Genomic DNA, 23,118 nt, shown 5'->3' with positions numbered 1-23,118 from the left:
GTATTGGGTAACTCCCACCTATTTTTCTCTGTAAAATCAAACATTCGTTCAATTGTTTCAGACTCAGGATAAAAGGAAATAGAGAAGAAAATAAAAGAAGGCTGACTTAAGGGAGGCAACCAAAATGAATGAGGGTTATATCATTGCAGGCCTTTTATTATTGACAGCGGGGATGATTGATTTTTTATGGACCACGTTATGGTTAGAGAGCGGTGCCGGCCCGATCACAAGATGCCTGTCTGCCTGGCTGTGGAAGGGCTGCCGCAAAATCAGCGGTGACCACGCAAAGGTTCTAAGTATGGCTGGTCCTCTGCTGTTATGCCTGACGTTAGTGATATGGATCAGTCTATTTTGGAGCGGGTGGGTTTTGATTTACTCGAGTGACCCTCACTCACTTATGGAAACTCAATCAAAAGAACCGGCTTCCTGGTCAGACCGAATTTATTTTTCCGGCTATGTCATGTTTACATTAGGAAATGGCGACCTCGCTCCGAACGGAGGCCTATGGAAGCTTGTCACGATTATTGAAACAGCTCAAGGACTGCTTACCATCACGTTTTCTGTCACGTATTTGATTTCCGTCTTGAGTGCGGTTAATCAAAAACGCTCCTTTGCCCAAAGTGTATTAAGTCTAGGACATGACGGAACAGAAATCGTCCATAATGCATGGAATGGCAAAGATTTTCACGACATTGATTTTCTTCTTGTCGCTGCCTCATCAGAACTGGGAAAGCTGACCGCTCAGCATAACGCCTTCCCCATCCTTCATTTTTACCACAGCACGCAGCATCAGGAATCATCCATTATAGCTGTTGCTGTATTGGATGAGGCTCTAACCATTTTCAAATACGGAATTCCTGAACAATATCAGCCGAATCAGCTTCACATCAAAGAAGCGCGCTCAAGTATCAAAAACTACCTGGACACCGTTCATACTGCCTATATCCATCCTGCAGAACAAGCGCCGCCGGAACCAGACATCTCAAAGCTTCAACAATCAGGCATACCGGCTTTATCAAAGCAAACATTTCAAATTGCCGTCAATTCAATAAAGGAACGTCGTCAATTGCTGCTGGGAATTATCCAAGCGGGTGCTCGAAAATGGCCTGTACGAGAGTAGGCAAATAAAAAAAGATGCCTCCAAAAGTCCAAAGACTTTCAAGAAACATCTTCAATGTTTACAAAGAAACTTCAATCTCATCCAAGCTCGGCAGTGCATCAATCGCTCCAATTTTAGTGCACACAAGAGCTCCGACCTTATTGGCAAACGCCACAATCTCACGCAGTTTCACAAAATCAGCATCTACAGATTGAATCTGATCCGTATTTGCCAATTGATATAAAGCCGCACCGACAAAAGCATCTCCCGCCCCTGTTGAGTCAATTGATGTCACCGGAATGCTTGGAATGATTTCATGGTCTTTTCCATTGGAAAGAAGCGTTCCGCTTTTCCCAAGTGTCACAGCGACAATGTTGGCTCCGATCTCATGAAGGATCGCAACACCCTTTTCATGATCCTTCACACCGCTGATAATCTCAAGCTCCTCGTCACTGACTTTCACAAAATCACTTACAGCGATCGCTTTTTTCGCAACACTTACAAACTCTGAGACTCTTCCCCTCCATAAATCTTCACGGTAGTTAGGGTCAAACGAAATAAACTGTCCATTGTCTTTCGCACTCGACATCAGCCGTAAATAGGCTGAGCAAAACGGATCTGATAGCAGTGCCGTTGCAGAGCCGAAATGAAGGATTTTCGCTTCGTTTAGTTTTTCCTGGTCAATATCCTCCAGCGTAAACAAAGCGTCCGCGCCTCTATTAAAAACAAAGTCACGCTCTCCATTTTGTTTTAATGAAACAAAAGCAAGCGTTGTAGGCGCTTTCTCATCCATCACCAGCATAGAGGTATCGACGTGTACAGCGTCCAAAGTTTGCTTCAGAAAATACCCAAACGGATCCTTTCCTACTTTTCCGCTGAAAGCGGCGTCTCCGCCCAGCTTGGCAATTGCTGCCGACACATTCGCCGGTGCCCCGCCGGCACTTTTCAGGAATTGGCGCCCTTCCATTAAATCAACGTCAACATCGGTACAAAAGAAATCAATCAACAATTCCCCAATACAAACTACAGAATGACTACGCATATTATCACACTCATTTATAAAGTCTAGATTACAGTCTCAGTATATTACTTTCTGCCGTAAATACAACATTGAATATTAAAAATTTTACATATATTTATCTCGCAGACCTTTGCTCCAGCTCAGAGATGATGTGTTTATATCTTTTTTCCGTTAAAGGATAGAAGGCGATAAGAATAATAGAAAGCAAAATGAAAAATCCCGGAATCAAAGCATTCATATTTTTAATCGCATTCAATGACGCAACTGTCTGGTCTGTATTCGCCACATACCCGGCGATTCCTAAGTAAATGGCCGAAAAAGACCCGGCTAACGCAACACCCAGCTTATTAATAAAGCTCATGCTCGAAATCACAACACCATCCGCGCGAACTCCGGTTTTCCATTCCGCATAATCGACGCAATCAGCCACCATTCCCCAAGCAAGCGTATTTAAAGGCGTTGTGAAAAATCCCGAAACGAAAAGCCAAATGAAAATGAGTGTAATGGAAGAATACGGCGTAAAATGCAGGCCGGCATAAGAAATAAGCGATAGAGCTGCCGTGATGATCATGACTTGTTTTCTGCCCCACTTCTCAGAAAAGAAAGGAATAAACAAATTGCTGATCAGCGCTGCTCCGAAAAATAAAACGGTGCCCATAAATACGAACTCTTTATGGTTGACGTTATACGTAAAATAATACACCATCGTGCTGAGCTTAATATTAAACCCGATCGCAAAAGCCAAAAAGGATGAAATTAACATAAGCAAGGGTTTGTTTCGGAATAAAACGGAGAATGTCTTTTTGATCCCTTGTTTTTTTCTCTTTTTAGGCTGAATTCGCTCCCGTACAGTAAAGAAACTAAATAGATTCAAAACGATGCTGACAGCCGCATAGATGAGCGCCGTCATTTGAAACCCAAACGCCTGATTCTCTCCTCCGATAGCAGTTGCAAGCGGTGTCGCACAGGAAATGGATAAAAGAATGCCGATATACACCAAAATCATCCGGGTTGTGGTCAGAACCGTCCGTTCCTCCACCGAATTCGTCATCCGCCCCGTTAAGCTGTTCACCGGGATCGTTTGCATACTAAAGGACATCCCAAGCAGAATATAAGTGACATACGCATATACCATATTTCCGGTCTCACCGAAATGAGGCGTCGTGAAACATAAGAATGTGAATAGCGCAAAAGGAAATGCCACCCACAGCAAATATGGCCTTGCTTTTCCCCACCTTGTATTCGTTTTATCTAAAATCAATCCCATGATCGGGTCAAAAATAGCATCCAGCACACGCACAACAAGAAACAAAGTTGCGATCACCGCAGGCTGAATGCCGCCGACGTCTGTATAATAAAATAATAAGTATGCGTTTACAAACTGAAAGATAATATTATACGACATATCGCCGAATCCATAACCGATTCGTTCAAACCAGGACAGTCCGGTACTGGATTTTGACTGATGCTTCACTATCATTGCCGTTACTTTTTCTGTTTCAATCATCATTTCCCACCCCAAGAATCCGTTTTCATTTCCAGTAAACAAGAGGGAGAATACGAAGATCCTCCCTGTTCACTCAGCGATTTGGATACACCATCACTTTTAAACATTCATTCTTAAATTGAAGCGCCCGCTCCATTGCATCTTGCGTCTGCTCCAGCGAATATTGGTCCGTTACTAGATGCTTCGTGTCCACAATGCCTGAAGCAAGAAATTCGATTCCCTTCGGATACGTATTGGCATAACGGAAGATCCCGTAAATATCAATCTCATTATCCGCAATAAACGGCACGTTGAGCGGAATCTCGTTCTGTGAAGGCAAACCGACAATCGCCAATTTTCCGCCCCGGCGCACAGAAGCCAGTGCGGATTGCAATGCCGCTGGATTCCCTGCTGTTTCCCAAGCAACATCAACGCCTCTATCATTCGTGATCGTTTTAATCTCTTCAAGTGCATCCTGTTCACGTATATTAATAATGTGAGTCGCTCCCATTTTTTTCGCAGCTTCTAACCGCAGCGGCTCTAAGTCGGTGACAATGATTGTGCCTGCCCCAAATGCTTTAGCTGCGGCAACAGCCATTAACCCAACAGGGCCCATCCCCATAATCGCAATCGTTGATCCGGGCTGTAGCTTCGTTCTGGCCGCCGCATGGATGCCGACAGAAAACGGCTCGATCAAAGCAGCATCTTCATAAGAAAGTGAGTCTGGGATAGAGAAAACAAAGTCCTGACGCATTTTAATATATTGGACAAACGCGCCGTCTACTGGCGGCGTGGCCAAAAACTGTACATCCGGACAAAGGTTATAACGCCCTTCTTTGCACGCTTCACATCGTCCGCACGTAACACCCGGCTCTACAGCGACGCGGTCTCCCACCTTGAATTGATCGACAGATGATCCGACAGCGGCAATTTCTCCCGCACATTCATGCCCAAGGATAAATGGTTTTTCCACAACATAGTTGCCTATTCGGCCATTTGTATAGTAATGCAGATCAGATCCGCAAATTCCGACAGCCATCACCTTAATCAACACTTCATCATGATTGATGTCAGGCACAGGCAATGTTTCAATTTTGATCTCTCTTGTGTTGTGCATAACAGCCGCTTTCATGTTCTGAGGTACTGTGTGAGTCATTTGGCAAGTTCCTTTCTTTAGAAAATAAAATGTAAGTGCATACATTTTTGTTTTCTCTGTTACTGCCCCCATTTTATCTGCTTTTCAACACGTTCAACAGCCTTTCCTGCTGTATAAAAGGACAGCGGCACTGTACTTTTATTTTTTCATATACAAAAAACGCTGGATTGATAAAATAGTACTAATAGGAGGTGCAGGCTTATGGCTGAACTTGAAAACCGAAAACAATTTGCACAACTGCTGGCACCTGGCGTCAAAACGCTAAAACTTCATCCTGATTATAAAGTCAGAAGGAAAAAGAATGAAAAAACAGGACAGTCTTACATAGATAAAATCGCACTCCAGCTGGGAGTCTCCCCAAACACGATCAAAAGCTGGATCGGACAGATGGGGGCAAACTACATTCCCGGAAGAATCGACGACGGAAAACTGTTCGGAATGATCTGGATCATTCTCGAAAAGACCGACTTGGATATCGAGTGGTTGACCGACTTGCTGGAAGCCACCACTATCCCAGTCATCAAACCCGCATTGCCTGTATGGGCAGCATCCTGTTTGAAAAAAGCGAAAATACTGCGAAAAGACGGATTATTCGGGGCTCCGAGTGAAGACGAAATTGAAAATGTAGTAAAACGGCTGTTTCATGACAGACCCGGCCATGAAACGAATGCGCTTACAGAACAGCCTATCACTCATAATTTACCCTCACGCTGGTCCGGACGCTTTATCGGGCGCAGCTTTGATATGGAAGCAATACGGCAATGGATGCTTTCTCCGTCACCAGTCTGTTTAATCACCGGCTGGGCTGGTATGGGAAAAACCACAGTCGCTCTTGAAGCCGCCTATTCCTGTGTCGGCGATACTTCAGATTGGCCCGCATTCAACAGCATCATCTGGGTCAGCGCTGATTGGAAAGGATTGAGCTTTAGCGATTTTTTAAATACGATCGCCTATCAGCTCGGGCGCACAGAACAAATCGATAAATCAATCAATGAAAAACGGTTCGTCGTCCGCAATGCGTTAGCTAATTACACTAGAGAAAAACCGATCCTGCTGATCGTTGACAGCATTGATACTGCAGAACGTGACATTCATGAATTTATCACCAGCCTTCCGCAAGGCGTGAAAGTCCTCCTCACAGCACGGGAAAACGTAAAGCAGACCTATCGGGAAAGCTTCGGAGAAATGACAGCTATTCAGCTGAGCGGCCTTGAGCAAACAGATGCCTTGGATTTTTTTCAGCAAGAAGTGCACCGATGCTTACAAACATGCAACCTCCCACATAAACGGGAAAAGCTGGAGCATCTGTTACACCTATCGTCTGACCTAAAAAACGAATTCATTTCAGCGACTGCCGGAAACCCGAAAGCCATGGCACTCAGCATTGCCTATATGTCAGACGATGACATTCCGGCTCAGCAGCTGATTCATGAGCTTGGAAAAGCAGGCTACACACTGCTGGAATTGTTTGAGTTCCTCTTTGGCCGCACCTGGGACAGATGCAACAAAGATACACGAAAGCTCTGGCAGGCGCTTTGCTTTTTCAGCAAGCCGCCTGATGAAAAAAGCCTGGCGGCAGCGGCCGGATTAGACACCCGCCGTTTTCATTACGCGATTGAACAAATGCGGTCATATGCGCTGATTCAGCCGGAACGAAGCCAAGGCAGGACACAATACTTAGCGCACCAAACCGTTGTCGCTTACGGAGAACAGCACTTGTCCGAACAGCACGAATATGAAAAAGAAGCCCGCAATCGCTGGGCGCACTATTATGTTGATTATGCCGAAACCCATTTAAAGCGGGAACAGCCCAACTCTATCTATTGGAGCTACCTGCTGGGACGGAACTTAGATCAAATGAAACAAGAATGGCCAAACATCTTAAAGGTCATCCAATGGGCAAGTGAAACTGAACAAAAAGAAATCCTAATCGAACTCATCACCCGCATTAGCCATTTTCTAAGCAGAATCAACCTGCCCCTGCGAATCGAATACGGACGCAAAGCGGCCGACGCCGCCCATCACTTAGGCCAACACACACGAGAAGCGTACTTCCGAATCGACACAGCAGGCTGGGCTCTGATGGAAGTCAATGATTTAGACAGGGCCTTACAGCAAATTGAAGCCGGGCTGAGGATTCTGGAACAATCAGACGCTCACGATGCCTATGATCTAAAGGTTTGGGGACATGCACTCAAAGCAAGGCTGTTTTTAAAAGCCGGGCAACAGGAAAAAGCAGAGACCATTTTAAGCGAAATTGAAGATCAACTGATTTCCCCTACCATTCAACACAGAGTTCTATTGGTTCGCGGTGACTTAAGCTTTGCGAGAGGTCATCATGAAGAAGCCATTCAATTATACGAAGCGGCAAATGAAATCAGCTCCACGTACGGCGGCGAAAAAACGATAGAAGCCTATTTCAATCTGGGTGTCGCTTACGTGAAATGTGGTCAATTTGAGAAAGCGGAAGAAGCCTTTGAGCAAATGCTCTATGACAAACATAACGCCAATCAGGTTGAGTTGATCTATTATTTTTACGGGATGGCGCAGCTGTTGAACCGTAAAGGAGAGAAAACGAAAGCGATTGAAGCTATTCAAAGTGTGATTCGTTTGATTGATTCGTGGGAGCCTGCGATTGGGATTCGGGGAGAGGTGGAAGAACTGGGTAGAGTGGTTGAAGGAAATGGTGAAATCACATTGTAGTTAGGAAAGTATGAGGTCAATCTTAGAATAAACCTCTCACAACTTCTTTTTTTGATAGTATGTTATGAGCATTTCAGATGAACGGGAAAATCCTTGGTATATTAAAGATTTTCGCCGTTTAATTACATCATACCGCCCATTGATTTTGAAGTTTCACATTAAAATATTCAACTGTATAATCCTTATATCATGCGTTTCAGAACATTCATTCCTGGTAGATTATTCATTCAATAACACATAATAATAGATACCCTTTCAGCACCTTTTAGTACTAGAATATTTTTTAGCTGAATTTCTATTATTTAAAATAACCAATATGCATATATTTGGTTTCAGGTTATTCAATGTACAATCATATATTACTATAAACAAAAATCTATAATTTTATTTCTAACTACCCTATAAAAGTAAGTATGAATTAATCGTTGTGGTCAGTGATCAAAGTTAGTTATCGAGGGAAAAATTATCAATGGCATTATTAATTAAAAAGTGACTAATTAATGTGACCAAGTTTGTTAAGAAAGTACTTTTGAGCTGTTTGATGCCTGCCTTAAAATAAAGTCAGGGACTATTTACCCTCACTTTACTTGAATAAGGTGTTAATTCACAAAAATAGTCAACCAGAAAATCTGGATGACCTCATAATACGAAGTTATTTAATACCCCAATAACTAACCGTCTTATAACCAAAACAGGACAAAAGTGAAGTGGTAGTGATTAAAGATATGCATATATTATTATAATGAAATGATTACATTTTTAATTCTTTCACATCTGGGTTAGTTTTTTTAAACCAGACAAAACTCAAATAGACAGTGTAAATACCTGTCATAAGAATCCCTAAGGAGCAAAGCAAAAATACCTTGGATATCCCAATATTATCAGTACTTATACTAACTATTCCCATAACTAATACACTGAAAATGTTTGATATACTAAAGTAACTAGAATATGTTCTACCTAAATACTCCTTCTGGACCTTAGTTTGCATATAAGAATCAACCATTATAAGAAATCCTGCTGAAGATAATCCCGAGACAAACATTACAACCATATTTAAAATAATCGAATAAGGTACTAAGCTAAAGACTAAATAATTTCCACCCTCTAGCATGATTGAAAAACCAAAAATAACTAAAATTGATAAATGAAATCGAGATTTTAATTTAGGTATTATTATCCCTCCAATAGCAATGCCAGCTCCTAGAATTCCAATAAGTAGACCATATAGAGTTTCTGATAATTGCATATCAACTAAAATATAGATCGGGATTAAAATATCTAATCCAGCACTTAAACCCAAAGTGAAGATTGAAGCAATAGTTATTAACTTTAAACTTTCATTTGAGAATAAATATTTAAACCCATCAATAGCTTCGACAAGAACATTCTTTTGATTATGGTTAATTAACTTCTTACTATTAAATTTAAGGAATATTAATAAAACAGAAGCTATTAAATAAAAACTTGCGTTAATGTAAAAAGTTTGAGTAAAACCTATTATTAAAGCCAGACCCGATCCAAAAATAGGGATCAGAGTATCTATAATACTCTTCGTAGAAGCAAGATAACCCGCTCCTTGAGAAATATACTCTACCTTAACTATCAATGGTAATATTGTTTTTTGGCTTGGCACGGAAAATAAAGTAGCAACTGACATAAGGAACCCAACTATGTATAGTATATTAATATTTGAAACTAAAGGAATAAGGGCTAACATAATGATTCTCGATATATTAGCTAAATGTATTATAACTTTTTGATTATATCTATCTGAGAAAATTCCTGTTAAAGGTCCAAATAATACTGCTGGTAAGACTATAAGTATAAGTAATGCTCCAACAGTACCGGTAGTGCCCCCCATATTAATTATATATAAGATAAGAGCAATCTTAAAAATTGCATCTCCGCCTCTTATAAAAAATGAAATAGCGAGATAATTCAGGAAACTTATATTCTTCAATATACTCTTTTCCATTTTACTCTCCTAGTTTTACTACAAAATTATACAGTGTCAGTATTTAGATATTTAATGAATCTCGAATACTTACTAGCTGGATTATGATTTTTAGCTATTATCCCGAAATCCTTTTTTAACAGCATAAGAACACCTTCGGCACTTGATAAATTTTCCACTTCTAATTCGTATTCTACTTTATTATTTGGAAAATAAGTCTTATCTATTTGAAAAACAATATTACCTTTTATTTCATAAGAGATTCTTAAGTTTTTTATCTTATCTAAATACATAATATCTCCAGCTTTGATACCTAGTGAAAAAATACATTGACTGGCTTGAGAACCTAATATATTAAATATTAAAATAGGACACTCAAGTATTTGGCGATATTGTTTCTTAGTAAGGTCATAATTATATTCTTCTGAGTGAACAATTTGATTTTGAACTTTTGATTTGATTTTAAGAGTTAATTGAATAGAATTAGTTTCTGATCTCATTCTCAAGGTGATATTATTTTTTTTAAAAGTAAGATTCTTAGTATCAAAATAATGATTTACTTGTCGAACCTCCTTTGTATCATTTGATTTAGTTTTAACAAGTAAATTATATTCTTTTTCAGAAAGAGATATTTTCAATTCTTTTTCTTCCATCATCTATACACCCCTCCTATATCTTTTATTCGGAAGTGATATCGATAATAAGTAATTATCATATTTGGTAAATTATAAATCAAATGCCCTATCATAGACGGAATTATACTCCCTGTAATATAGAATGATAAATACCACACACACCCTAAAATAAATAAGTTGATGTAATCTCTAATTTGCAAATCACTTTTTGAATAGTCATTGAAGTAATGTGCAACAGAAAATAGGATCCCGGAAAAAAAAGAATCAAATATTACATTATTATTAGGTATATAATACCGATAAAGAAGTTCTTCAAAAAAAGGGCTTAGCAATAAACCCATCTCTAATGATACTAGCTGTCTTTTCTTGAATATAGGAACTAATCCATAGAACTCTTTATCTAAATAAGGAATAAAACTTTTATATTGTAATGATAAGGATAATATAGAGATACCTACCGCTGTAATAAAACCCCAGAAAGTGTTTCTTTCTAATGATAAATCAAGTTTTCCATAATAATAAACAACTATAAAAAATGGTAAAAAGAAAGAAGCAAGTCTAATAATATCCTTAAAAAGTGACCCTCGACAATATGCTCTGATAACTTTAGATAAAAATAGAGTAATAAAAACTAGTATAAAATATATAATATACTCCAATAACACTGGAAACACCCACTTAAAAAACATAAATTAGGCTTCTCAAGGTCGCCATCATATTTGTTTATAACCACTTTTATAATTAGTGAAAAGTGGATAAAGCCCACTTTTAATTTATATTATATCTTAAACATTAGTCATGCCAGCAGGTAATTTAATTTTGATTAGTTTTGGCTTCTTGTACATAGTTTCACCTCCATTATGACGACCTTGAGAAGTCTAAATTACCTCAGTGAATTAGAGTATTTCTTCGATTAACTTATTCTTCAACAATTCCTCAATAAATTGTTTTACGTCCATTTCAATGTTATTAATGTTATCCCCGCTATCTGAATAAGTTTCAGTTACTTCACGAACCACATTTTGTAAAGTGTTGCCATCACCTATTAATTTCCATACTAATTGACCTACTTCGTCTAGAATATAAGCATCATCTTTTATAACAACGTAAGCCGTATTTTTAATGACTCTATAATTAGCAAATAAATTTTGTGAAAATTTCATTAGCTTCTACTCCCTTGTTTTAATATTTCATTTTGTGTACGCATGTTTAATTTTTGACTAAAACGTATTCCTTCTTTGATATATGATATGAGATCTTTATCGCTCTTTATATCCCTAGGGTGAATTAATAAATTCATATAGGTATTAACTAAATCTCTTTCATTGAAGTTTCTAGCATAATTAGATAATTTTTTAAAGATCCATTTATTTTTAGGATTTGTTTCTCCAAATGCTGCTAGGAATGCATTTAATGTTTCATCTATTAATAGTCTAGTCATAATAAAGGCTGTTTTTATGTCTTTAGAAAGTAATGCACCTTCTACATCTTCAAGCAGATTACTGTAAGTTTCAGATTTTACAGAAGCAATATATAAATCTAATTTCTGAAAATCTATAGAGTCCTGAATTTTGAGAAAATTAACCTTATTTAAAATAGGATTAGCATACTTTAGTCTATGTAATAGGTCATATTCATCTGAAGAAAGTGTTGCCGATCCTGTATTCCCTATTTCAAGCTTCTCTACTTTTTTTATTATTTGAAACCATTTTTCACAAGTTATATATTCATAATCAAAACGAAGACCTTGATGTATAAAATTATTTATAACATGATCATCTTCATTAATTATAGAGCGACCTTTGAATTTTTCTGATTCTTTTACCTCTAATGATCCATCAACCACTACATAAACATCAATATCTGACGTTTCATTTCCGAAACCTTCCATAATAGAACCAGATAAATATACATATTTCACATTTTCAAACAAGATATTTTCAGTAATGATTTTTTTATCAATTTTTTTATCAATTTTTTTATCATTTAAAAACAATATGTTCACCACCCTGTATATATATATATATATATATATATATTTGCGTATGTATATGTATATGTGTATGTTTATATATATATTAACATATGCATATTTAATATGCAACCGTTTATGTTGAACAATACTAAGTGGGTCCCAGCGTCAAGATACGTTTTTATTTAAAGTTGAGGGAAAAATCTAGACATTTACTATGAATCGTTGTTTATGGCATTATAAATATGTAGGCAATAGCAACATTAAAAACAACACTTGCCAACATCTAAATAACAATACACTTTCTGTTGAAATCATATCGCAAGAGGTACCAATGAGATGTTGGCAATGGCGAGATAATTTATATTAGGGCATGAGGATAACAATAAACATTATGATTATTCGATTGTGGCAAATAGAACTAGAAGGGATTCCAGAACAGTAAACAAATATGCGGATATGGAGGAGTTTAATGTAAAACCAAAGAGGGGAGACAAACAGATAGTATCGCCAGTTATAGGATTAGTAGGAGTTTATTATAGATGAGTGGAAAAAGGGGGATTTGAAGAAGAAATAGAATTTCGTAGCATAGCTAAAAGAATTTGAGAACTATTACAATAAATGTGGGTTTTAAGGTTCTTACCGCACAATTCGCAATTATGTTTTTAGGCGTAAATAGAGAGCTTTTAATGAGGTTTGATCAAGGAGCGTTATCACTCAGAATCCATTCCGGGTAGGGTACAAGTGGATTTCGATAAAGCTCCTTTGACGGAGGGGAAGAAAGGAGCTTTGGGGAAAAGGGGAAAGAGCTCGCTCCGGAAGCATTATCAGAAAGGAACTTTCATCTCAGTGTTTTTTGAAGATAGGGAGAAGGTATTTCTATTATTGCCTACCAAGGATACAAGTGTGTTAAAACATGAACGGTTAAAGCCAATAAATTAAAGTGGGTCTCAATCTTTATTCTAGATATGTGCTAAACAAGGTATCAGTAAAAATAGCTTATAATGAGTCAGTCAGTCATTCACGATTATATATGTAGTACAGAAAGTAGATGAAATGGGCATATTTTAACTTCCAGTAAAGTTCTACACCGTGGCAGGGGTAGTAACACTCGGCTTATTAAAAAAGGATATTGAATTAAAAAGCTTGAAACTGCCTTATATGAGATGAATGTGGGTACATCCGATTGCATAAACAGGGTGGAGAATTATTATTCAGTCATTTAGGTGTTTATGGGCGAAGAGAATTATCATAACGATTTATCTTCAATTTCGGCCAATGGAATCTTCTCATCGGGGATCCAATCTTAACAGAATACAACGGCGTGGAAGGAAAATAGCAGGGTTCCTATTTTTAGATCAGACTATGTAGGTCTTTGTTTCTTTAAAATACGAATTATGATATTGATTCAATCTATGATATATATTTAAATAGTATTATTAAAGTTGTAAAAAGGAGGATTTTTGTGGTTAGAAATATAGGATGGCTAAAAGAAGACCAACTAAAAGATTTGATATTAGATTTAGGTGAAAAAAAAATAATAATGTTTATTATCGATATAGATAACTCTAAAGATATTTTTGGAGAGTCAATTGATTTGGATGTATTAAATAATATTTTATCAGCCTTAAAAAAGACATTTGGACAGGAACAATCATTTTTTTGTAAAATCGGTAGAGATGCGTTTGCTTGTTTACTAATCTACGATGCCAATTTTTCCTTGTTTACTATAATGCAACAAAAGATTGATTTTCAAAATCAACTTAAGATGATATTAAACAAAGAAATTACCGTATGTATGGGGGTTTCTGTTTATCCAGATATGTGTAAAAAAAGAGAAGAGCTATTATCTTTTGCATATGACGCTCTATTCTCAGCAAAGCTAAAAGGGCCTAATAATATTGAGGTATCAACTTCTGAAAATATGAAGTTAAAATCTGTATATTTTAGAACAACTCAATTAGAAAAACTTAGTTATTATTCTAATAAGAATAATTACAGTGAATCTGAAGTAATTAGGAAAGCGTTAGATGAGTACCTTAATAAAAAATTATATAACTCTTAAATAAACATACTACAATTTACTAAAAAAGATAACTCAATAGAATTTGAGATTATCTTTTAAAGATAAGTACGTAGTTTTAGTTTCTTTGTTTGTCGTACAGGATATTGGCTTTTCTTTAAGTTATGGAATATAGTGAGAAGGCGCGATAATACCTTCTGGGTCAAGAGCACTTTTTAAAGACTTTAGTGTTTCGAGATATTCTCCCTCTCCAAATATCTCCTTTCCATTACGATGATCAATGTCATATCGTGATGGAAAATATCCTCTTGATTGGAATTCTCTATATAAATATTCTAAACTTTTCCGAGCTGCTTCTATTCCTCTTTTTTCTCTGCTAGAACGAATCGAGATCACTAAGCGAATACTAGTATTCGTGATAATATTTATGGTGGAATTTATAATTACTGAAAACTTACATGCTGCTTCTTGTATTATGTTTAACGCTTGTTCGACATCTTGTCCGGATGCCGGTAAATCAGGTAAAAAGAATATCCACATTTTTTTTGAATGTTCATCACCATTACAATGATTGATTTCAAACGCTGTATGAATTGATTCACATTGATCAGGAATTCCTAAATACCAATTGAACATAGTACTGTTCTCTTTTGATACATTATCCTCTTTAGTTATTTGAATATCCTCTATATTATTAGCGATCAACTCATCAACTAAAATAGATTCTAAGGCTTGAACTACCCTCTTTCTACCAGTATAAAATCCATAAAATCCAAACATTTCTTTTTCAGGATTAGAATGAACATTATACGTTTTCATTGCAGATTCATTATAAACTTTAATAATAGATTTGAACAACCCTTCCCTCTTCAAATCTATTATCGAATCCAAAGCATGCTTCAAATTTGATCTTGAAATCCTACCAGATACCATTCTATTACATTCGCTTCTGGGAATTAGCTGAATAATAGCGGATGTAACAATACCGAAATTTGATTGTAAAAACAGAGAAGTCATATCTGGACCAGCGTAAAAAGGAATATCCCATGTTAATGCTGCTGCAGGATTATGAGAAAAATGTCCAATCTTTATTCTTTTTCCATTCCCTAAAATCACTTCAAATGCTATTAAATCATCTTCCCTTAATCTATTAAATCCTAGACCTCTATCTATAATATTTCCAATAATGGATGAGTCTTTACATGAGCCCGTAACATTAATTTTATATGGTGTATTCTGTAAAGATTGAGAAATTTCCCATTGTGTTACTCCTGGTTCTATAATTGCATATCCATATTTAAGGTTGATTTCTACTATATTATTCATCCTATGGAGATCTATTAAAACGCATTTTTCTGTTCCTGTTGGTTTTCTCGAACCCTGTCCCCAATTTTTCCCTGTACTGATAGGATACAAAGGAATTGAAATATGGGATTCTTTCATTGTAATAATAAGCTTTTGTAACTCCAGTCCATTAGAAGGTTTAATAACAGCCAGAACTTCACGATTTTTAAAATGTCCTACATCATATAAGATTTGTTCCAATTCCATCCTTGAATTAATAATATTCTCTTCTCCAACGATGGATTTCCATTTCCTTAAAAGATCACTCTCTATTGGTATCATCTATTTCTCCTTTATTAATTATCATAAACTAAAAAAGTACATTCAACAAAATATCTAAGAAGCGTAGATATTAATTAGGTCTGAAACTTTTTGGTATACTAATAACGGATCACATAATACAGTTGTTTCTGTAGCAAGCATTAAATTTTTGTAACCCATAGAACCTAATAAATATAAGAAAGATAATTCTGATCTACTCATTAAATAACTGCTACCTACGCTATGAGCTAATTCTGTAGCTATTACTGTCTTATTCAAATTAGACCTCATTTTCTCTAAAAACTGATGTTGTAATATGGGAAATTTCACTTCCCCAGCTGTAATTAATAAATCCCCTCTGGCTAAAACTACATAATCAGCTTCTTCTGATATTTCTTCAAGATTATTAACGCCCTTTTCAGTTTCAATTTTCGCATATATATCGACAGTTCTTCCATATCTATCCTGAATAAATTCTCTTACTTTTCTTATATCCTTAGCTTCTTCTATAAATGAAATCATCACACCGGATATATTGCTATTTATCAGACAATCCATGTTTTTATAATCTATATCGGTTAATACATCATACTTTATTTCAATATTTGATGGGGTTATACCTTTACGTGGACCCAAAATAGCATCTCTTTCAACCTTAACTTCAAATTCTTGAGGGTCATCTTTTAGTACAGTAAACGCAGTTTCTCCATCTCCAATTATAAGTAAACTCCTTTGGGTCAATTTATGTTCTATTTTCGGATAAATAGATAATGTTCCATTATAACTTAATAAATCACTATCTTTCTTTATATTTAAAACTTGTCCCTTTGAAACTTGAAAATTGATAGGGTTGTTTAATCTATACTTACTTCCAGGAAAATCAACAATTATTTTGACTTCTTTATTTAATTCAGGTAATATTTTATCCAATTGTTCAATAGGTGGCTGCTTAGAAGAAGAAATTCTTAATATATCTACCCCTAAAGAACATAAATCAGAAATAATTCCTTTTTTAAATATATTTGGACCAGCAGTAACAATAATCATTGCTTTTTTTCACCCCTAATTGTAATAGATACTCAATATCTAAATCCTTAAAACGTTCTCTTTTTTTATCAACAAATTGAAATAATTCAAAAAATTATACGCTAAATTAAATCTATCATTGTCAATATTAGAACTAAATTCACCTTCCCATAAAAATGGAATACTACTATTATGTTTGTTTACTGTAACTAAATCCATGTCGTTTATTAGAGTAATTACCGACAGTGCATACTGTGCTGCAACAATAACTTTTTGTTTGGTGAATTTTTCATAATTATAGCAATTTGAATACATATTTAGAAGCGTATGCTCTTGATATTCACTGAGTTCCAGTGATAAGGAAAGTGTAGCTAAATCGAAATATTTAGAATTAGCCCCTGATTGATCAAAGTCAATTAAAAATGCACTATTTCCACTAACTAATATATTACTCTTATGGAGATCATTATGGCTCCAAACAATATCTGCTTTATCATAGAAATCGCTTTGATTTGCTATAACTCCAGCTACATGCTTAAAATCCTCCTTTACTTTTTGTGGTAATTTTTCAAAACGATCTAACCATAGTTTTTTTTTAAGATTATAGAAAGAGTCTTTAGTCAATAAATTCATACTATGAAATTGTTTTAGTTTATTAATTATATATTCTAACTTCTGAGGAGATAACTTATCCAAATCACTTTTGATATATTTAGACATTATAACTTTTTTTTCTAAATCAAAGTAGCAAACTTCGGGTGAGATATTGATATCACTCAGTTTTATGGTAATTTGAATTTCATCTTCAAAATACTTTTGTGCATTAGGGTCAACTGCCCTTTTGTAGAAATATTCATATTTACCATTTATTAGTATACAGAAATTAGAATATAAGTTAGTAGGTGATAACGGCATTTTATAGACTTCTATTTTATCATCTTTTTTATGAAGAGATTCTTTCATCGATCTCTCCTATAATATCTTCTTTTAAGTTTTTCAAAGAATTACTTGAAATTATTTTACTTTTATAATTTTTATTAGAAGACGCGATGTGAATATTTTGCATAAATCTATGTATTTCTTTACTACGTAAAGAATATTCTGTGATATTATTAGTTTTCACTCTAATTGATGCTCTTTTTTTTCTCTCTTCATAATTACAAGTCAATAAAATCTCTTTTTCTATAAACTTATCAAATTGTAGTTCAAGTTCCTGAAAGCTCTTCTTGAATCCAAAAATAGAAGCAGTTACGTTATGTCCCCAGATATATCTATCCAAAAATAAATAATCAATATCTGAAAATTTATCATAGTTGTTTATAAATTCTAAAAAGTCTATAAAAATTTGTTCATAACGATAATTTATAAAATCATATAATCCTTCTTTATTTATATAATCCCATTTTTCAAGACACCTGAAAGCTTTTTCTATACATTTTTTAGCACTTCGATTCTCTGTAATCTGACCATGCCTATACACACTATTGAATCCTTTATTGTTAAAATGTTCGCAAATAATTTTTCCAGTAGTTGACTTCCCAACAAGGGGTAAACCTTCAAAAGTAACTATTTTCATAATTTCACCCTTTTTATTTTTTACAATATCTCAAGATAGATTAGTAACCTAAGAATTTAATAGTAATCAGTTTTTCATAAAAAGCCGAAGGAAGTAGGTAGTAATGCATACCTATTCCCTTATAATTATTTAAATTGAGCGTTTATATTTATTAAAGAGTATATATTTTTTTAGGTTTTTTCGTCCTTTGAAAGAAAGGAATATGTTCAATTTTACTAGCATATGTTTCTAGAAATTCTTTGTTTACCTCATCAGATACTGTGTTATCAAAAAAAGCATCATCAAAAATGTCAGACATTATGATATTTTCTTTCTTTATAGCTAATAGTGGTGTTGAAACATATTCTAAAATATTGTATGGTTCTCCAGTATCATATAGTTCTATAAATTTCTTTAAGTCAGTTGGTATATCGTCAAAAGTATTCCTAGGTAGTTTTAGTACATCTATATATTGTTCCATTCTTTTAAGTTGTTTTAATGTAACCCAGGAACCCATTAAAAAAGTATAAATGTCCGGAAATGCTCTACCACAAGTATGCTCTAGACTATGTTGCATTCCTCTAGATACTTCTTTTCGATGCCATTTCTCTATTCGACATTTACGCGCGCAACCTTCATTCATCATTTGTTTTTGCTTCAGACCCCGAGCATTTACTTCTTTAATAAATTCCATATCTCTTATTGTCCAAACTGCCGGGTTATGCAATTCAACACCTGCAGCTGCTTCTTCCAATAAACTATCAACAGTATCTCTAAAGGATAAACATGAACCTTGTATATGTAATTCAGGTAATTCTTTCTTTAGTTGCTTGATCAATTCTATATCAGAGACAACAACAGAGTTGACCCCAAGCGGAAGATAAAAGTCTTCAAAAGCTCTCTTAATCATTTCAATATTATAATTCCCATAGTTCAAAATTAATGTAGTATTAATGTCATTATAATTACAAGTTTTAATGAAATAATCTACTTCTTCTTTGGTGAAAGGTACCGGAATACGGCCAGATGGAATAGCAGTTGCATCATAATGAGGAAAGTGAAAGTCTTTAATATAGGCAGGTATATCATTGTTATCGACTAATAATTTATCAATTGTTTTAATTTCTCCAGCATTCACACCGATAGTTAACCATTTCTTCTTCAAAAAACCGCCTCATTTCTTGATTATTTTACTTTTTGCAACCCTTTTGAATATTTATCTTGAAACAAATAAGTTAAAACAGACATTTTCATAAATGTTGATATTCTAGCTTGTTCAAAAAATAATGAATTCTTTAGATTATCAACAGTGGCAGATAACTCGAAGTTCCTAGGACCCGGATGGAGAATAGTCATATATGGGTTAAATTTCTTTATTAATTCTTCTGTAATAACAATTTCTTTATCATTCTTTCGTTCTATAGGCGTATTAAATGGAATCTTATAAGGGATAACCTCTACTACTTCTACCGATCTGAGCAATGAATCAATGTTGTCGTGATATACAAGTTTAATGTTATTATCATGTTCCGTAATATCACTGGGCATTTCTTCATAATTTGTTGAATAAAAGTGAAATTCCTTAATTCCTAATTTAAAAAGTAAAAAAAAGACTGATCTAAAAACCCGAGCAGAGCAATCTCCTATAAAACCAAATGGAAAATTAAAATTATTATTATATTTTTTAGAAATCAACCAACAATCCCCTAATGCTTGTAATGGATGTTCATTTCTCCCATCCCCAGCATTTATAAAATGTTTATCTTGTTGGTAAATATCTGTTATTTGTATATCAAGTATAGATGTTTTACTTCTAAAAACAGTACAATCTGCAAAATACGAAATTACTTTTAGTGCATCGTATAAATCTTCAGAGTCCACCATGTTACTACGGGTTTGAGAAATATCTGAAATAGAAAGAAGATTCCCCCCTAATGAATGAATTGCCTTTTGAAAGCTTAATTGGGTACGAGTACTTGGTTCAAAAAAAACAGTGACTATGTCTTTTGATTTAAGAGTACTATAGTTCTTCGTTGGCGATTGTTTTTCATAAAATGAACAGTAGTCAAAAATTTCTTCTATATCTAGATATTCAAGTTGCTTAATTGTGCTGAAAAACATTAATAAAACTTTCCTCCTTCTTAAGTAATAGATTAAAAGCGTGAACAAGGCGATCAATAATTCGGTATTTATTCTATTATTTGGTTATTCATAGATGACTGTCTCCATTATATTTATTTTATTATAGCGAATCAACCAAAAATTGTTTTTTTTTCAAAAAAAAGTTTTTTGATTTTTAAATGTATACGATGATAATTGGATGACCAACCTAAGAGGGTATCTTTTCCCTGAATATTATGAGGGTTTTAAACGGGATTATCTTTATTATTATCTCCTTTTTTTGGTGGAACCCCACGTGGAGAAGATCCCTTCTTGAAGTATGGTGGCAGCCGAAGTTAAGTCACTTCCATCTGACATTATTTAAAGGAAACACCATATCGTTTTCAACAGTCGGATAACCCGCTTTATGATTTCTAATTCAATTATTGTATCAAGGTAGTGTTTTCGATTCTGGATGAGTAGGAAAAATTCCAGGAGATACATAGGGGCTTACAATCTTGCGACAATTTAGATTCTCACTCAAAATAAATGCTGTTTGCAGGGTTCTTCTATTAAGACTTATTATTAATATGTCCTCATTAGTTTTCTGGTATTAGTAATCTTCTTAGTAAGTATGTTCACCTTGACCATGCTGAATAATTACCAAATCCATTCTATCTCCTTTTTTCGATAAGTTTTATTTTAAATTTAATTATCATTTTCTGTCCTTGGTACTTGGCATGTTCATAGCAACTGACTTTTAAGAAAAGACCTGTTAGATTAACAAGATTCAAGAGTATGTTTGGTTAGATTTGAAATAATTGAAGATAGTTGCGCTAATCATTAATTATTAAATATTCTGTAAAATTTTCCATTTAATGTCCTTTTCCCAAATTCCTTTCATCCTTCATTGTTACTGAAACTGGTGTGGAATTATTTCAAATTTTAAGTCGGCTTGAACATACAGAAGATGAGATCCAAGTTTATTTACATATTAAAAAGACAGAAAAAAGCTTCCCAAAAGTTTGCTGAACTAATGAGAAGCCTCTAATTTTATTTTCGGAAAGGTTGGAGCGACTAAAATGATGTTTTTTAACTGCAACCCCTTGATAAACAAGGGGGTTTATAGGCTAAATTACATCATTCCACCCATACCGCCCATGCCGCCCATATCAGGCATTCCGCCGCCAGTGTTTTCTTCTGGCTTGTCAGCGACAACGGCTTCAGTTGTTAAGAACATTGCAGCTACAGACGCAGCGTTTTGAAGAGCTGAGCGTGTAACTTTCGTTGGGTCAACGATACCTTTTTCGATCATGTTTACCCATTCGCCAGTTGCAGCGTTGAAGCCTACGCCGATTTCTTCGTTTTTGAGGCGCTCAACGATGACAGATCCTTCAAGACCAGCGTTATGTGCGATTTGACGGATTGGCTCTTCAAGCGCGCGAAGCACGATGTTGATACCTGTTTGAGCATCGCCTTCAGCTTCAACTGCAGCGACTTTGTTATATACGTTTACAAGCGCTGTACCACCACCGGATACGATGCCTTCTTCAACAGCTGCGCGAGTTGAGTTCAAGGCGTCTTCGATGCGAAGTTTACGCTCTTTCAGCTCAGTTTCAGTCGCAGCTCCGACTTTGATGACAGCTACGCCGCCAGCAAGTTTCGCAAGACGCTCTTGTAATTTTTCTCTGTCGAATTCAGAAGTTGTTTCTTCTACTTGAGCGCGGATTTGAGTCACGCGGGCAGAAATTTTGTCTGTTTCGCCAGCGCCTTCAACGATTGTTGTGTTTTCTTTAGTAACGACAACTTTAGAAGCGCGTCCCAATTGAGCGATTTGAGTAGATTTCAGGTCAAGGCCAAGATCTTCTGTGATGACTTCTCCGCCAGTAAGGACAGCGATGTCTTCAAGCATTGCTTTACGGCGGTCACCGAAGCCAGGAGCTTTAACAGCCACTGCATTGAATGTGCCGCGAAGTTTGTTCACAACAAGTGTTGCAAGTGCTTCGCCTTCAACATCCTCAGCGATCAGAAGCAATGGTTTGCCTTGCTGAACAACCTGCTCAAGCACAGGAAGGATTTCTTGAATGTTTGTGATTTTTTTGTCTGTGATTAAGATGTAAGGATTGTCAAGAACCGCTTCCATCTTATCAGAGTCAGTTACCATGTAAGGAGACGCATATCCGCGGTCGAATTGCATACCTTCAACAACTTCAAGCTCAGTTGTGAAGCCTTTAGACTCTTCGATTGTGATAACGCCGTCGTTTCCTACGCGCTCCATTGCTTCAGCGATAAGGCTTCCGACTTCCTCATCAGCAGCAGAGATCGCAGCAACCTGAGCGATAGACTCTTTGCCTTCGATTGGCTTAGAAATTTCTTTTAAGTTTTCGATCGCAACCGCTACAGCTTGTTCCATCCCTTTACGCACGCCTACAGGGTTAGCGCCTGCTGTTACGTTTTTAAGGCCTTCACGGATCATTGCTTGCGCAAGAACTGTTGCAGTTGTTGTACCGTCACCGGCAACGTCGTTCGTTTTGCTGGCTACTTCAGCAACAAGCTTAGCACCCATGTTTTCAAACGCGTCTTCTAGCTCGATTTCTTTAGCGATTGTTACACCGTCATTTGTGATTAACGGAGAACCGAATTTTTTCTCTAGAACCACGTTGCGTCCTTTTGGTCCTAAAGTTACTTTAACAGCATCAGCAAGTGCATCGACACCGCGAAGCATTGCGCGGCGAGCTTCTTCACTAAACTTAATATCTTTTGCCATGTTTACAGTACCT

At 35.8% G+C, this 23,118-nt stretch carries 18 protein-coding genes; 3 read left to right on the top strand and 15 right to left on the bottom strand.

What is annotated here, in order from left to right; translation table 11 throughout:
* Positions 1–124: 124 nt before the first annotated feature.
* On the top strand, positions 125–1,120 hold the full coding sequence (locus NSQ16_RS03355; protein ID WP_116316324.1) for a potassium channel family protein: 996 nt from the start codon (positions 125–127) through the stop codon (positions 1,118–1,120).
* A gap of 58 nt (positions 1,121–1,178) precedes the next feature.
* Here NSQ16_RS03355 and NSQ16_RS03350 read toward each other — a convergent pair whose 3' ends face one another.
* The 3 genes from NSQ16_RS03350 to gutB all read right to left on the bottom strand — a co-directional run bounded on the left by NSQ16_RS03350 (position 1,179) and on the right by gutB (position 4,762).
* Positions 1,179–2,141 carry a carbohydrate kinase gene (locus NSQ16_RS03350; RefSeq protein WP_080528996.1) on the bottom strand — a complete coding sequence of 321 codons (963 nt, stop codon included), beginning with the start codon at positions 2,139–2,141 and terminating at the stop codon, positions 1,179–1,181.
* Positions 2,142–2,235: 94 nt separating this feature from the next.
* Positions 2,236–3,627, bottom strand: coding sequence for an MFS transporter (locus tag NSQ16_RS03345; protein WP_230488035.1), 1,392 nt, complete (start codon positions 3,625–3,627; stop codon positions 2,236–2,238).
* A 73-nt stretch (positions 3,628–3,700) separates the two neighbouring features.
* Positions 3,701–4,762: a sorbitol dehydrogenase gene (gutB, locus tag NSQ16_RS03340; protein ID WP_227058655.1), complete on the bottom strand. Its 1,062-nt coding sequence runs from the start codon at positions 4,760–4,762 to the stop codon at positions 3,701–3,703.
* Positions 4,763–4,963: 201 nt separating this feature from the next.
* On the opposite strand from gutB, the gene gutR reads away from it, so the two are divergent.
* Positions 4,964–7,465: a glucitol operon transcriptional regulator GutR gene (gutR, locus tag NSQ16_RS03335; protein WP_230488034.1), complete on the top strand. Its 2,502-nt coding sequence runs from the start codon at positions 4,964–4,966 to the stop codon at positions 7,463–7,465.
* Positions 7,466–8,216: 751 nt separating this feature from the next.
* On the opposite strand, the gene NSQ16_RS03330 is transcribed toward gutR, so the two are convergent.
* The 5 genes from NSQ16_RS03330 to NSQ16_RS03310 all read right to left on the bottom strand — a co-directional run bounded on the left by NSQ16_RS03330 (position 8,217) and on the right by NSQ16_RS03310 (position 12,053).
* Positions 8,217–9,443 carry an MFS transporter gene (locus NSQ16_RS03330; protein ID WP_230488033.1) on the bottom strand — a complete coding sequence of 409 codons (1,227 nt, stop codon included), beginning with the start codon at positions 9,441–9,443 and terminating at the stop codon, positions 8,217–8,219.
* A gap of 26 nt (positions 9,444–9,469) precedes the next feature.
* The gene (locus NSQ16_RS03325; RefSeq protein ID WP_230488032.1) at positions 9,470–10,078 is read right to left on the bottom strand and encodes a CYTH domain-containing protein; all 609 of its coding nucleotides are present in this window, start codon (positions 10,076–10,078) and stop codon (positions 9,470–9,472) included.
* Positions 10,075–10,746: a CPBP family intramembrane glutamic endopeptidase gene (locus tag NSQ16_RS03320; protein ID WP_230488031.1), complete on the bottom strand. Its 672-nt coding sequence runs from the start codon at positions 10,744–10,746 to the stop codon at positions 10,075–10,077. Before NSQ16_RS03320 ends, NSQ16_RS03325 begins: the two co-directional genes overlap by 4 nt.
* A gap of 207 nt (positions 10,747–10,953) precedes the next feature.
* Positions 10,954–11,220, bottom strand: a complete 267-nt coding sequence (locus NSQ16_RS03315; RefSeq protein ID WP_230488030.1) for a PqqD family protein — start codon at positions 11,218–11,220, stop codon at positions 10,954–10,956.
* Positions 11,220–12,053 (bottom strand): nucleotidyltransferase domain-containing protein, encoded by an 834-nt coding sequence (locus tag NSQ16_RS03310; RefSeq protein ID WP_327838080.1) that lies wholly within the window; start codon positions 12,051–12,053, stop codon positions 11,220–11,222. The genes NSQ16_RS03315 and NSQ16_RS03310 overlap by 1 nt, the downstream gene beginning before the upstream one ends.
* Positions 12,054–13,494: 1,441 nt before the next feature.
* Between NSQ16_RS03310 and NSQ16_RS03305 the strand changes: the two genes are divergently transcribed.
* Complete coding sequence (locus NSQ16_RS03305; protein ID WP_230488028.1) at positions 13,495–14,094, top strand: diguanylate cyclase; 600 nt, start codon at positions 13,495–13,497, stop codon at positions 14,092–14,094.
* Positions 14,095–14,214: 120 nt separating this feature from the next.
* Here the strand turns inward: NSQ16_RS03305 and NSQ16_RS03300 are convergent, their stop codons facing one another.
* The 7 genes from NSQ16_RS03300 to groL all read right to left on the bottom strand — a co-directional run bounded on the left by NSQ16_RS03300 (position 14,215) and on the right by groL (position 23,105).
* On the bottom strand, positions 14,215–15,678 hold the full coding sequence (locus NSQ16_RS03300) for an FAD-binding oxidoreductase (RefSeq protein WP_230488027.1): 1,464 nt from the start codon (positions 15,676–15,678) through the stop codon (positions 14,215–14,217).
* Between the two features lie 54 nt (positions 15,679–15,732).
* The gene (locus NSQ16_RS03295; protein WP_230488026.1) at positions 15,733–16,704 is read right to left on the bottom strand and encodes a pyruvate kinase; all 972 of its coding nucleotides are present in this window, start codon (positions 16,702–16,704) and stop codon (positions 15,733–15,735) included.
* Positions 16,705–16,743: 39 nt separating this feature from the next.
* A complete protein-coding gene (locus NSQ16_RS03290) occupies positions 16,744–17,646 on the bottom strand; it encodes a phosphotransferase (RefSeq protein WP_230488025.1) in 903 nt (300 codons plus the stop codon).
* On the bottom strand, positions 17,627–18,259 hold the full coding sequence (locus NSQ16_RS03285; protein WP_230488024.1) for a hypothetical protein: 633 nt from the start codon (positions 18,257–18,259) through the stop codon (positions 17,627–17,629). Before NSQ16_RS03285 ends, NSQ16_RS03290 begins: the two co-directional genes overlap by 20 nt.
* Positions 18,260–18,410: 151 nt before the next feature.
* Entirely contained in the window at positions 18,411–19,403 is a 993-nt protein-coding gene (locus NSQ16_RS03280) for a hypothetical protein (RefSeq protein ID WP_230488023.1), read from the bottom strand.
* Positions 19,404–19,423: 20 nt separating this feature from the next.
* Positions 19,424–20,359 (bottom strand): hypothetical protein, encoded by a 936-nt coding sequence (locus NSQ16_RS03275; RefSeq protein WP_230488022.1) that lies wholly within the window; start codon positions 20,357–20,359, stop codon positions 19,424–19,426.
* 1,114 nt (positions 20,360–21,473) lie between these two features.
* Positions 21,474–23,105 (bottom strand): chaperonin GroEL, encoded by a 1,632-nt coding sequence (gene groL, locus NSQ16_RS03270; protein WP_230488021.1) that lies wholly within the window; start codon positions 23,103–23,105, stop codon positions 21,474–21,476.
* Positions 23,106–23,118: the final 13 nt, after the last annotated feature.

This window comes from Bacillus sp. PS108 (assembly GCF_037963335.1).
Taxonomy (GTDB): Bacteria; Bacillota; Bacilli; order Bacillales; family Bacillaceae; genus Bacillus; species Bacillus subtilis.
The sequence above is the reverse complement of the archived record's forward strand: the minus strand, read 5'-3'. Positions and strand labels throughout refer to the sequence as shown.